The organism is Amycolatopsis sp. NPDC050768 (assembly GCF_040654155.1).
In the GTDB taxonomy this organism is placed as follows: Bacteria; Actinomycetota; Actinomycetes; order Mycobacteriales; family Pseudonocardiaceae; genus Amycolatopsis.
This window is the reverse complement of sequence record NZ_JBFAHL010000015.1, coordinates 220,751-231,876: the sequence shown is the minus strand read 5'-3', so window position 1 is coordinate 231,876 and position 11,126 is coordinate 220,751. Positions and strand designations below refer to the sequence as shown.

General features: G+C 69.5%; 13 protein-coding genes and 1 pseudogene. 6 read left to right on the top strand and 8 right to left on the bottom strand.

Annotated features, from left to right (window positions below):
- Positions 1 to 119: 119 nt before the first annotated feature.
- Together AB0H62_RS36420 and AB0H62_RS36415 are read right to left on the bottom strand one after the other, a co-directional pair.
- Positions 120 to 794, bottom strand: a complete 675-nt coding sequence (locus tag AB0H62_RS36420; RefSeq protein WP_204092840.1) for a Crp/Fnr family transcriptional regulator — start codon at positions 792 to 794, stop codon at positions 120 to 122.
- A 159-nt stretch (positions 795 to 953) separates the two neighbouring features.
- Positions 954 to 1,205 (bottom strand): hypothetical protein, encoded by a 252-nt coding sequence (locus tag AB0H62_RS36415; protein ID WP_204092841.1) that lies wholly within the window; start codon positions 1,203 to 1,205, stop codon positions 954 to 956.
- Between the two features lie 226 nt (positions 1,206 to 1,431).
- Between AB0H62_RS36415 and nth the strand changes: the two genes are divergently transcribed.
- From nth to AB0H62_RS36395, 4 genes are read left to right on the top strand one after another with little or no spacing between them, the layout of a single operon-like run.
- On the top strand, positions 1,432 to 2,115 hold the full coding sequence (gene nth / locus AB0H62_RS36410; RefSeq protein WP_220244870.1) for an endonuclease III: 684 nt from the start codon (positions 1,432 to 1,434) through the stop codon (positions 2,113 to 2,115).
- Entirely contained in the window at positions 2,112 to 2,714 is a 603-nt protein-coding gene (locus AB0H62_RS36405; RefSeq protein WP_220244869.1) for a TlpA disulfide reductase family protein, read from the top strand. Before nth ends, AB0H62_RS36405 begins: the two co-directional genes overlap by 4 nt.
- Entirely contained in the window at positions 2,711 to 3,415 is a 705-nt protein-coding gene (locus tag AB0H62_RS36400; RefSeq protein ID WP_220244868.1) for a CoA pyrophosphatase, read from the top strand. The genes AB0H62_RS36405 and AB0H62_RS36400 overlap by 4 nt, the downstream gene beginning before the upstream one ends.
- A 4-nt stretch (positions 3,416 to 3,419) precedes the next feature.
- A complete protein-coding gene (locus tag AB0H62_RS36395; protein ID WP_266118235.1) occupies positions 3,420 to 4,604 on the top strand; it encodes a MarP family serine protease in 1,185 nt (394 codons plus the stop codon).
- Between the two features lies 1 nt (position 4,605).
- On the opposite strand, the gene AB0H62_RS36390 is transcribed toward AB0H62_RS36395, so the two are convergent.
- The 3 genes from AB0H62_RS36390 to nhaA all read right to left on the bottom strand — a co-directional run bounded on the left by AB0H62_RS36390 (position 4,606) and on the right by nhaA (position 7,427).
- Complete coding sequence (locus AB0H62_RS36390; protein WP_220244866.1) at positions 4,606 to 5,526, bottom strand: alpha/beta hydrolase; 921 nt, start codon at positions 5,524 to 5,526, stop codon at positions 4,606 to 4,608.
- Positions 5,527 to 5,675: 149 nt separating this feature from the next.
- Positions 5,676 to 6,173: a phage holin family protein gene (locus AB0H62_RS36385; protein ID WP_220244865.1), complete on the bottom strand. Its 498-nt coding sequence runs from the start codon at positions 6,171 to 6,173 to the stop codon at positions 5,676 to 5,678.
- A 60-nt stretch (positions 6,174 to 6,233) separates the two neighbouring features.
- The gene (nhaA, locus tag AB0H62_RS36380) at positions 6,234 to 7,427 is read right to left on the bottom strand and encodes a Na+/H+ antiporter NhaA (protein ID WP_220244864.1); all 1,194 of its coding nucleotides are present in this window, start codon (positions 7,425 to 7,427) and stop codon (positions 6,234 to 6,236) included.
- Between the two features lie 209 nt (positions 7,428 to 7,636).
- Here nhaA and AB0H62_RS36375 point away from each other — a divergent pair, with 209 nt between their 5' ends.
- Positions 7,637 to 9,094, top strand: coding sequence for a peptide MFS transporter (locus AB0H62_RS36375; protein WP_360591135.1), 1,458 nt, complete (start codon positions 7,637 to 7,639; stop codon positions 9,092 to 9,094).
- Between the two features lie 3 nt (positions 9,095 to 9,097).
- Here AB0H62_RS36375 and AB0H62_RS36370 read toward each other — a convergent pair whose 3' ends face one another.
- Together AB0H62_RS36370 and AB0H62_RS36365 are read right to left on the bottom strand one after the other, a co-directional pair.
- Positions 9,098 to 9,823 carry a VIT family protein gene (locus AB0H62_RS36370; protein ID WP_360591133.1) on the bottom strand — a complete coding sequence of 242 codons (726 nt, stop codon included), beginning with the start codon at positions 9,821 to 9,823 and terminating at the stop codon, positions 9,098 to 9,100.
- Positions 9,824 to 9,938: 115 nt separating this feature from the next.
- Positions 9,939 to 10,124: pseudogene (locus AB0H62_RS36365) on the bottom strand (DUF2848 family protein); the annotation flags it as partial.
- A gap of 93 nt (positions 10,125 to 10,217) precedes the next feature.
- Between AB0H62_RS36365 and AB0H62_RS36360 the strand changes: the two are divergent.
- On the top strand, positions 10,218 to 10,553 hold the full coding sequence (locus AB0H62_RS36360; RefSeq protein WP_360591131.1) for a cupin domain-containing protein: 336 nt from the start codon (positions 10,218 to 10,220) through the stop codon (positions 10,551 to 10,553).
- Positions 10,554 to 10,598: 45 nt separating this feature from the next.
- On the opposite strand, the gene AB0H62_RS36355 is transcribed toward AB0H62_RS36360, so the two are convergent.
- Positions 10,599 to 11,099, bottom strand: a complete 501-nt coding sequence (locus AB0H62_RS36355) for a DUF6319 family protein (RefSeq protein ID WP_220244860.1) — start codon at positions 11,097 to 11,099, stop codon at positions 10,599 to 10,601.
- Positions 11,100 to 11,126 lie beyond the last annotated feature (27 nt).

The following is an 11,126-nucleotide window of genomic DNA, read 5'->3' as shown; positions in this document are numbered from 1 at the left end:
GTTCCGATCGGGCCGCACTCCGCACGACCTGTGGATCCGCCGCGGCTAACTCTTGCGGAGTGTCCCGAGGCCGTTCATCAGCAGGTCGAAGGCATGCCTCGGCGGAGCCGAGGCCAAAGTCACCGCGCGCGGCGGGCGAGGCGCTCCGGGTCGAGGATGAGGACGCTCTTGCCTTCCAGCCGCAGCCAGCCGCGGTGGGCGAAGTCGGCGAGGGCCTTGTTGACGGTCTCGCGGGAGGCGCCGACGTACTGGGCGATCTCCTCCTGCGTGAGGTCGTGGGTCACGCGCAGCAGGCCGGCCTCCTGGCTGCCGAAGCGCTGCGCGAGCTGCAGGAGCGCGCGGGCCACGCGGCCGGGCACGTCGGTGAAGATCAGCTCGGCGACCATGTTGTTGGTCCGGCGCAGCCTGCGGGCCACGACGCGCAGCAGCTGCTCCGCGATCTCCGGCCGCGTCGAGATCCACTGGCGCAGGGCCGGGCGGTCCATGGTGACGGCGCGGACCTCGGTGACCGTGGTCGCACTCGACGTGCGCGGGCCCGGGTCGAAGATGGACAGCTCGCCGAACATGTCCGACGGGCCGAAGATGCCCAACAGGTTCTCGCGGCCGTCCGGCGACTTGCGGCCGATCTTCACCTTGCCGGACTGGATGATGTACAGCTTGTCGCCCGGCTCACCCTCGCTGAAGATGACATGGCCGCGGGGAAACTCCACGGATTCCAAGGTCTGGGCCAGAGCCTCAGCGGCTGCAGGCTCAACACCCTGGAAAATGCCCGCACGGGCCAGGGTTTCGTCCACCTCGGGTGCCTCCTCGTCGAGAAACGATCACTTCCTTCGCAGGTCGAAGGCCGTGTCGCCGATCACTTTCGCGTCAGTCTAGGGCGTGTCGGCGAGATCGCCCGTCGGCTCGCCGCGCGGGGCGCGGCAGCCGGAGACGATCTCGCACGAACAGGGAGCCTAACTCCGCACGCGTCGCGCGCGAAGCCTGGCTGCCCGTCCGCCCAGCCTGCGGAGCCGAAACAGCTCCAGAGCACGGCCGATCCCGTGGCCGTAGAGGGCCCTGACCTCGTTGGGTTGAGCCTGCTCCAGGAACTCCTCGACCTCGTTCTCCTGCACCGCGACGTGCTTGAGGCGGCTTTCCACCCGCTCCATGAAGAGAGCGAAGAACATGATCACCAGTGGGACCAGAATCACGAACCACGCGGTCATGACACACATCCACTACGGAAAGTAAGCATCGACTCCAGATCCTCGCTCCTCGCGGCACACGGTGCGCCGAGGTGGTGCTCTGGCGTGTCGGCCGTCCACCGGCGGGTGCTCCCGCCCGGCTCGTCCGACGCGCCCGTAGGCTATCGGGGTGCCACCTGCCGTCACGAACGCCCCCCGCGAGGGCGCCGGTGAAAGCCGGCTTGCCTTGGTGAGACGCGCCCGGCGTATGAAGCGTTGCCTCGACGAGGTGTATCCCGACGCGAAAGCCGAGCTGGACTTCACGAATCCGCTGGAACTGCTGGTCGCGGTGGTGCTTTCCGCGCAGACCACCGACGTGCGGGTGAACCTGGTCACGCCCGCGTTGTTCAAGCGCTATCCCACGGCGGCCGCCTACGCGGGCGCCGATCGCACCGAGCTCGAGGAGTTCCTGAGGCCCACCGGGTTTTTCAGGGCCAAGGCCAACTCGGTGATGGGGCTGGGCGCGGCGCTCGTGGAGCGCTTCGACGGCGAGGTGCCCAAGAAGCTCGACGACCTCGTGACGCTGCCCGGGGTGGGGCGCAAAACGGCCAACGTCGTGCTCGGCAACGCGTTCGACGTGCCGGGAATCACGGTCGACACCCACTTCGGCCGCCTCGTGCGCCGCTGGGGCTGGACGGCCGAGGAAGACCCGGTGAAGGTCGAGCACGCCGTGGGGGAGCTGATCCCGCGCAAGGAGTGGACGATGCTGTCCCACCGGGTGATCTTCCACGGCCGGCGCGTGTGCCACTCGCGCAAGCCCGCGTGCGGCGCGTGCCCGCTGAAGAAGGACTGCCCGTCCTACGGACTGGGACCCACGGAGTTCGAGGTCGCCGCGAAGCTCGTCAAGGGCGAGGAGCGTGAGCACATCCTCGAGCTGGCGGCGCGCGGGTGACCACGGTCACCAAATGGGCACTCGGCGTCGCGGTCCTGGTGGTCGCGGTGCTGGTCGCCGTGCTCACGACGCGTGGCGGCTCGAAGGACGCGCCCGCGGCGACCGGTGACCTCGCCGGCGTACGCGCGAAGGCCGCGCTGCAGGCCTGCCCGCCGCCGTCGCCCGGACCCGCTGTCGGCGAGCTGTCCGGTATCCAGGCCGACTGCCTCGGCGACGGCTCGCGCGTCGACGTCGGCAAGGTGCTCGCCGGCGGCCCGACGCTGGTGAACGTGTGGGCCTCGTGGTGCGTGGCGTGCCGCACCGAGCTGCCCGTGCTGCAGACCTACGCCGCGGAGCCCGGCGCCGTGCGGGTCATCGGCGTGCAGATCGCCAGCCCGGCCGCCGACGGACTCGGCTTGCTGCAAGACATCGGCGTCCACCTGCCCTCGCTGTACGACGGCGACGGCCAGACCGGTCCGATCCGCACCGCGCTGAAAGTGCCCTCGAACCTGCCCGCGTCCTACCTCGTCACCCCCGACGGTCAAGTGCGCTTCATCTCCAGCCCCCGCACGTTCGACAGCACCGACCAGGTGCGCGCAGCTGTGAAGGACTTCTCATGACCGGTCCCCTCGTCGACCCCGAAGCCGTGCCCGAATGGCTGCGGCCGCTGGTGAAGGTGTCCGCTGAGGTCGAGAGCCGCACCTTCACCCGCTTCACCGTCGACGAGTCGCTCACGCGCTCGGCCGCCGTGCTGATCCTCTTCGGCGAACGCGCCGACGGTCCCGACGTGCTGTTGCAGCGCCGCGCCGACACGCTCGGCTCGCACGCGGGCCAGGTCGCGTTTCCGGGCGGCGGCGCGGAGGACGGCGACGGCGGACCCGTCGGCACCGCCCTGCGCGAGGCCGAGGAGGAGACGGGCGTGGACCCGGGGGGCATCCTGCCGATTGCGATCCTGCCGGAGCTGCCCGTGCCGGTGTCGCGCTTCGCCGTGACGCCTGTGCTCGCCTATTGGCACACGCCTTCGCCCGTGCACGCCGTCGACCTCGGCGAGACGGCCGCTGTCGCGCGCGTGGCGCTCTCAGACCTCGCCGATCCGGCGAACCGGTTCATGGTCCAGAAGCGTGGTGCGTCGTGGAAGGGCCCGGGCTTCGACGTCGACGGCCTGTTCATCTGGGGCTTCACCGCCGGCCTGCTGTCGGTGCTGCTTTCGCTCGGCGGCTGGGAGCGCGACTGGGACACCGGCGACGTGCGCGACCTTGACGTAGCGTTGGCCGAACACCGGGCCCGCAACGTGGCGCGGGGAGAGGCGATCGGGGAGTGACGGCGTGAACTGGGTCGATGTCCTCGTGCTGGTGCTGGCGGTGCTGGCGGCTGTTTCGGGGGCGTTCCAGGGCGTGATCGTCGCGCTGCCCGCGCTGATCGGGGTCGCCATCGGGGCGGTGCTCGGCGTGAAGCTGGCGCCGTTCGTGATCGAACTGTTCGACAACCCCGTGGCGAAGGTGGCCTTCGCGCTCGCCGTGGTGGTGTTCCTCGTGGTGCTCGGCGAAACGCTCGGGGTGTGGATCGGGCGCAAGCTGCGCCAGAAGATCAACCCCGACAAGCTGTCCGGAGTGGACAAGACGCTGGGTGCGATCGTCCAGGCCGCGGCGGTTTTCGTGGTGGCGTGGCTGGTCGCGAACCCGCTCACCACCGTGTCGGCCATCCCTGGGCTCGCCAAGTCGATCAACTCGTCGGTCGTGCTGGGCGAGGTCAACAACCTGATGCCGGCCGAGGCCCAGGGCCTGCCGAGCGACCTGCGCAAGCTGCTCGACGCGTCGGGTTTCCCGTCGGCGCTCTCGCCGTTCGAAAAGGCGCCGGCCGCCGACGCCGCGCCGCCGGACACGTCGATGAACATCAGCGCGGTCGCGCGCCGGGTGCACCCGAGCGTGGTGAAGATCCGCGGCAACGCGCCGTCGTGCTCGAAATCGCTGGAGGGCAGCGGTTTCGTGATCGCGCCGCAGCGCGTGATGACCAACGCGCACGTGGTCGCGGGCACGAACGAGGTCGGAATCGAGTCCACGCGCGGCGACTACCGGGCGCGCGTCGTGTACTTCAACCCCGAGGTCGACATCGCCGTGCTGGCCGTGCCGGGCCTGTCCGCGCCCGCGTTGCCGTTCGCGCAGGAAACCGCGCGCGCCGGCGACAACGCCATCGTGCTCGGCTACCCGCTCGACGGCCCGTACACGTCCACCGCCGCCCGCGTGCGCGGCCGCATCAACCTGCGCGGCCCCGACATCTACGACGCCAACACCGTGCAGCGCGACGTGTTCACCATTCGCGCGGGCATCCGCAGCGGCAACTCCGGCGGCCCCATGATCACCCCCGACGGCGACGTGATCGGCGTCGTCTTCGGCGCGGCGGTGGAAGATCCGGACACGGGCTTCACCCTGACCGCGGAACAGGTGCGCGCGGAGGTCGCGGCGGCGCCGTCGCAGACGACGAACGTGAGCACGGGCGCCTGCGCGAGCTGAGTCAGCTCACGAAGTCCACAACGGATTTCGTCACGCGGTCCGGCTCCTCCAGGTGCGGGAAGTGGCCGACGCCGGGCCAGACGCGGGGCTCGCCGTGCGGCCCGGCCCAATGCACGGACGCGCGTGCGGTCTCCGGGACGATGCACGTGTCCACGGCGCCGTGCAGTTGCAGCACGGGCGCGGCGACGCGTTTGCCCACGGCGTCGGTGAAGCGGCGGCCCTCGCCGCGGAACTGCGCGCGGAAGGCCCAGCGGTAGTACTCCAGCGCGGAGTGTGCGACGCCCGGGATCAGCATCGCCTGGCGGAACCGGTCGACCGTGTCGGTGAAGTCCGAAGAGGACCGCCAGACCGGGCCGGACCAGCTGTGGAACAACGACTCCACGTTGGCGGCGTCGTCGCGCACCAGCCACTTCTCCGGCGCCATCGGCACCTGGAACCGGAACAGGTGCCCGGCCGCGCGTCCCTGGCGGCGGGGCGAACGCAGCACGGCGGACTTCAGCGCGAGCGGGTGCGCGGCGCCGACGGCCGTCACCGAAGACACGAGGCGGGGGTGCAGCGAGGCGACCGTCCAGGCGAGCATGCCGCCCCAAGCGTGGCCGACGAGGTGCGCGCGGCGGGCGCCGAGGGCCTTGATCAGGCCGCCGACGTCGCCAGCCAGCGTCCACGCGTCGTAGCCGCGCGGGGGCTTGTCGGAGTCGCCGTAGCCACGCAGGTCCACGGCGACGGCGCGGAAACCGGCGTCCGCGAGGCCACGCAGCTGGTGGTGCCAGGTCCACCAGAACTCGCCGAAGCCGTGCAGCAGCAGTACCAGTGGTCCGTCGCCGAGCTCGGCGACGTGCAGGCGGATGCCGTTGGCCGAGACGTCGCGGTGCGTCCACGGACCGTCGATCCGGACGATCGACGGGTCGGGCGTGCGCTGCACTGCGGGCTCCGCTTCAGCCGATACTGTGCCGATGGTTACCAATCCGACCACAGTCACGGCCGAATGGCTTCGTCGCAACGGTTACGTGACGGGTGGGGTCGGCCTACTTTTGGCCGGATCAGTAACGCAGCCTGGGATGCGGTGCCGGGTCAGGAACGCGTCGCGGGCAGGTCGTCTTCGGTGGCGCGACGCGGCTTGAGGGCCGCGGCCGTCTCCTTGACGCTGTCGATCGTGCGCTCGGGCGCCTTCAGCTTCTTCACCTTGCGCCAGCCGAGGAAGGCCGTGACGGCGGTGGTGAGCAGCATCAGGACGAACACGGTGAGGAACGCCGGCCAGCGGATGCCCCACCAGTCCGACAGGATCTCGGCGATGAACAGGAACAGGAAGTACGAGCTGTAGAGCCCCACGGCGAGGGCGATGAGGAAGTAGACGGCTCCCTTGAGCCCCTTCTTCATCTCGCCGACCAGCTCCGACTTCGCCAGCTCGACCTCGGCCCTGACCAGCGTCGACAGGTGCTGGGTGGCGTCGCCGACGAGTTTGCCGATGGACTGTTCCGCCGCCGCGGCCTCCTCGTCGCTCGACAGGGGCAGGTAGGGCACGGCCCCCACGCCGTCGGGGCCGGTGCGTTCGTGTTTGGGGCTGGTCACCGGGTCATCGTGCCACGTACCCGTTCCCCAAGCGCGGCGGACCGTCGGGAGTGTCGGGGATCAGTCCGCTCTCGCGTGCGCCCGGTTGCGTCGCAGCAGCAGCGCGGCCGCCGTCAGCGACGCGACGGCCGACGCGATCAGCACCGCCGCCTTGGCCAGTTCGGTCTCCGGTTCGTCGAGCGCGAGGTCTGCGATCAGCAGGCTCACCGTGAAGCCGACGCCGCCTAGAGCAGCCAGCGCCGAGAGATCACGCCAGCCCATGCCGGTGGGTTTTTCCGCGACGCCCAGCTTCACCGCCAGCACGCTCGCGCCGAGGATGCCGACGAACTTGCCCACGACCAGTCCCAACAGGACAGCCAGCGGCAACGCGGTGGTGAAGACCTGGCCCAACGCGTGCCCGCTCACCGAGATCCCCGCGGCGAACAGCGCGAACACGGGCACCGCGACAGCCGCCGACCACGGCTGGAGCCGGTGTTCCAGCCGCACCGCCGGCGCCTCGTCCTCGCCTTCGTCGGGTTTCACGCGCGTGAGCAGCCCGAGCGCGACGCCGGCGATGGTCGCGTGGATGCCCGTCGAGTGCACCGCCACCCAGGTGACCACCGCGAGCGGCACGTACAACCAGGCCGTGCGCACGCGTTTGTGCTGCAGGAACCAGTAGAGCGCCAGCGCCACCACGGCGACGGCAGCGGCCACGAGGTCGAAGCCCGTGGTGAAGACGATCGCGATCACGAGGATCGCGCCGAGGTCGTCGACCACCGCCAGCGAAAGCAGGAAGACCCGCGCGCTGCTCGGCAGGTTCGATGCCGTCAGCGCGAGCACGCCGAGCGCGAACGCGATGTCCGTGGCCACGGGGATCGCCCACGCGCGGTCGATTCCCGGCGTCCCCCAGCCGACCGCCAGTGCGATGAGCGCCGGCACGACCATCCCGCCGACGGCCGCGATCACCGGCAGCACTGCCTGCTTGAAGCGCGAGAGCTCACCCACCACGAGCTCGCGCTTGAGCTCCAGCCCGGCGACGAAGAAGAACAAGGCGAGCAGCCCGTCCTTCGCCCAGTCGCCGATCGACAGGTTCAGGTGCAGGAACTCGGGGCCGACGTGGAAGTCGCGCACGGCCCGGTAGACGTCATCGGCCGGTGAGTTGGCCAAGATCAGCGCTACGGCAGTGGCGGCGAGCAGGATGATCCCGCCGGTGGTCTCAGTGCGCAGGTAGCGGGCGAACTCGGCGGCGGCGCGGGCCGGGCGGGAAGCGGTCATGGGCGGAGTCCTCCAGGTGCGGCAATCGTCACAAACATCGCCGACCAGGCTTCCCGGCGCACCTTTTGCCGCCATTTTAGCGCCCGTCCGAGCCGGCCCGGGAGTTCGATGACGCTCACCACACCCGGTCCGGTTTTCTGTTCACCCATTCGCCTTCTAGCATGCGAATCGGAAACGACAACGTTGTCTAGGACAAGGACGAGACAGTTGTGAGTACCTCTACCGAGGCCCAGCACGACACGAGGTTCTTCGGGCACCCACGAGGGCTGGCGAACCTCTTCGGCGTCGAGATGTGGGAGCGGTTCTCCTACTACGGGATGCTCGGCATCCTCGCCATCTACCTGTACTACAAGGCCGACCAGGGTGGGCTCGGCATCGACCAAGGCGACGCGCTCGGCGTCGTCGGCGCGTACGGCGGCACGGTCTACCTCGCCACCGTGATCGGCGCGTGGGTGGCCGACCGCCTGCTCGGTTCCGAGCGCACGCTGTTCTACAGCGCCGTGCTGGTGATGATCGGCCACATCGCGCTGGCGCTGCTGCCGGGCCTGACCGGCATCGGCGTGGGCCTCGCGTGCGTCGCGATCGGTTCGGGCGGCCTCAAGGCCAACGCGACCGCCGTGGTCGGCACCCTCTACGCCGAGGGCGACGAGCGCCGCGACGCCGGCTTCACGATCTTTTACATGGGCATCAACCTGGGTGGCTTCATCGGCCCGCTGCTCACCGGGCTCGCGCAGTCGGAGGTCGGCTTCCACCTGGGCTTCGGGCTCGCCGCGATCGGCATGGCGCTCGGCCTGACCCAGTACACGCTCGGCCGCAAGAACCTGGGCGAGAAGGCGTCGGAGATCCCGAACCCCCTGCAGCCTTCGCAGCGCTGGACGGCGATCGGTGTCGCCGTGGTGATCGTGGTCGCGGTCGTCGCGCTGATCATGTCCGGCGTGGTCGGGCCGTCGAACCTGGCCGACGTGGTCGTCTACGTGGTCGTCGCGATCTCGGTGGTGTACTTCGTGGTCATCCTGACCAGCCGCAAGATCACGTCCGACGAGCGCAGCCGCGTGTTCTCGTTCATCCCGATGTACATCGCGAGCGCCGCGTTCTTCTCGCTGTACCAGCAGCAGTCCACGGTCGTCTCGGTCTACAGCGACCAGCGCCTCGACCGGAACCTGTTCGGCTGGGACATGCCGGTGTCGTGGGTCAACTCGATCAACCCGGTGTTCATCATCATCTTCGCGCCGATCGTCGCCGCGATCTGGACGAAGCTGGGGCCGAAGCAGCCGTCGACGCCGATGAAGTTCGTGCTGGGCACGGTGCTGATGGGTCTCGCGTTCCTGCTGTTCCTGCCGATGACCGGCACCGGCGTGAACGGCAGCCCGCTGATCGCGCTCGCCGGGATCCTCCTGGTGTTCACGATCGCGGAGCTGATGCTGTCGCCGGTCGGGCTGTCGCTGTCGACGAAGCTCGCGCCCAAGGCGTTCCGGACGCAGATGGTGGCGCTGAACTTCCTGTCGGTCTCGCTGGGCACCGCTATGTCGGGCAAGCTCGCGGAGTCCTACGACGTGCACGACGAGACGCCGTACTTCAGCATCATCGGCGTGGTCGCGATCGTGATCGGCCTGGTCCTGCTCGCGCTGATCCCGTTCATCCGGCGGCTGATGAGGGGCGTGCACTAGCTGCTAGCCGATCGTGGTGCCGAACAGCACTCCCACGAAGTAGGTGACGAGCATGGTGAGGGCGCCGACGCCCACGTTGCGCGCGATCGCGCGCCCCACCTGCGCGTTGCCCAGGCGCGCGCTCACGAAGCCGGTGAGCGTGAGGCCCACGACCACGGCCAGCGCGCACGCCCACACGCGCTCCGGCACCGCCGTCCAGGCGATGGACAGCAGCGGCAGCAGCGCGCCGACGGAGAACGCGATCAGCGAAGCCCAGGCCGCCTGCCACGGGTTGGTGAGGTTGTCCGGGTCGATGCCCAGTTCGGCCTCGGCGTGGGCGTGGAACGCGTCCTTGCGGGTCAGCTCGCGCGCGACGTCCGCGGCGAGTTCCCGGGACAGGCCCTTGCCCTCGTAGATCTCGGCGAGCTCGCGTTCCTCGGCCTCGGGCATCGCTTTCAGCTCTTGCTTCTCGAGCTGCAGCAACGCGCGTTCGGTGTCGCGCTGCGTGCTCACGCTCACGTATTCCCCACCGGCCATCGAAAACGCACCGGCCACCAGTCCGGCAATTCCGGCGGTGAGGATCGCGGTGCGGCTCGTGGTCGCCCCTGCGACGCCTACCACGATGCCCGCGACGGACACGATCCCGTCGTTGGCCCCGAGAACACCGGCGCGCAGCCAGTTCAGCTTGCCGCCAAGGTCGTCGTGGGGCTCGTGCGAGTGGGAATCAGTCGCGTCCACCGTTTCGGTCACGGGAATAGTGAAACACGAAATTCGGGCGAGCGCCTCTGTCCAGTGAATTACATCAAGGAAGGGTTTCCTTATTTAATTGTGCCTATCCTTTGAATGTCTGCCGATCGGCGCCGGCCTGCTGCGCGAGGTACGGCGCCACCGGGTACAGCGCCGGCGTCACCGAAGGCGCGGGCACGCCGAGCTCCGCCAGCTCCTTCACGTGCGCCGCCACGTCGTCCTGGCTGCGGCCGGTGTACCCGGCGTTGAGCAGGGTGTGGACGGGCGTGGTGATTTCGGAACCGTCTCGAAGGGTGAAGTGCACCGGGAACCTCCGGGAGTCTTGCGATGGCCGTTGTATACATGGAGTATATGTTGCTGGTGGCGGGAGTGCCCGAGGTGCCCGGAAGGCGGCGGAATGAGCGAATGGCTCGAAGTGTCCACTGTGGAAGGGCGACAGCTGACCGGCGGCGCCGCCTTCGTCCGCGAGAGAGAACGCGCCGCGCACGGGCTCGTGTACGAGATCCGCTACCCGGTCGGCGTCGGGTCGCCTGTGCACAGTCACGACCACGACAGCGTCATCTACGTGCTCGAAGGTCGGCTGTCCGGTGTGGTCGGGGGCGTGCCGGGAGAGTTCGGCGCCGGCGACACCGTGGTCCACCCGCGCGGAGTCGACCACCAAGTTCACGCCATTGTGGACAGTCGCTGGCTCGAGTTCAAAGCGCCGCTGCCGAAAAACTCGCCCCTGGCATGAAAAAGGCCCGGCAAAGAATGCCGGGCCTTTTCGCGGAACAAGAACTCAGGCGTCGAGCTCCGCCAGGGCCGCCTTGGCGGCTTCCAGCTCGGCCTCGAGCTGCGCGACCTTCGCGGCCTGCGCCTCGCGGGCCTGGTTGATGACCTCGTCGATCGGGCCCGACAGGTCCGCGTGCAGCTCCTTCGCCGCGCGCGAGACGGCGGCGGCCGGGATCTCCAGGCCCTTCGCGACCCACTTGCTGCCGTTCTTGAGCTCGGCCTGCCACTCGCCGTCGGCCGTGCCGGTGACGGTGAGGATGAGCTCCACCGTGCGGGTCTTCTTCGCGGTGGACGCGGCGGCCTTCGGCCGGCCGCGCTTCGGCTTCGGCGCCTCTTCAGCGGCCGGGGCGGCCTCGTCTGAATCGGAAGACGACGCAGGTGAGGCAGTGGTCTCAGTGGGCTCGGTGACCTCCGGGGCGTCGGCGGCCTGCGCCGAGGCAGCGGCTGCCTCGGTCGTCGCCGCTTCGGCCGCGGTGTCCTCGTCGTGCGTCAAGGCTTCCACGGTCATTCGTGTCGTCTCCTTGCCCGGATCTGG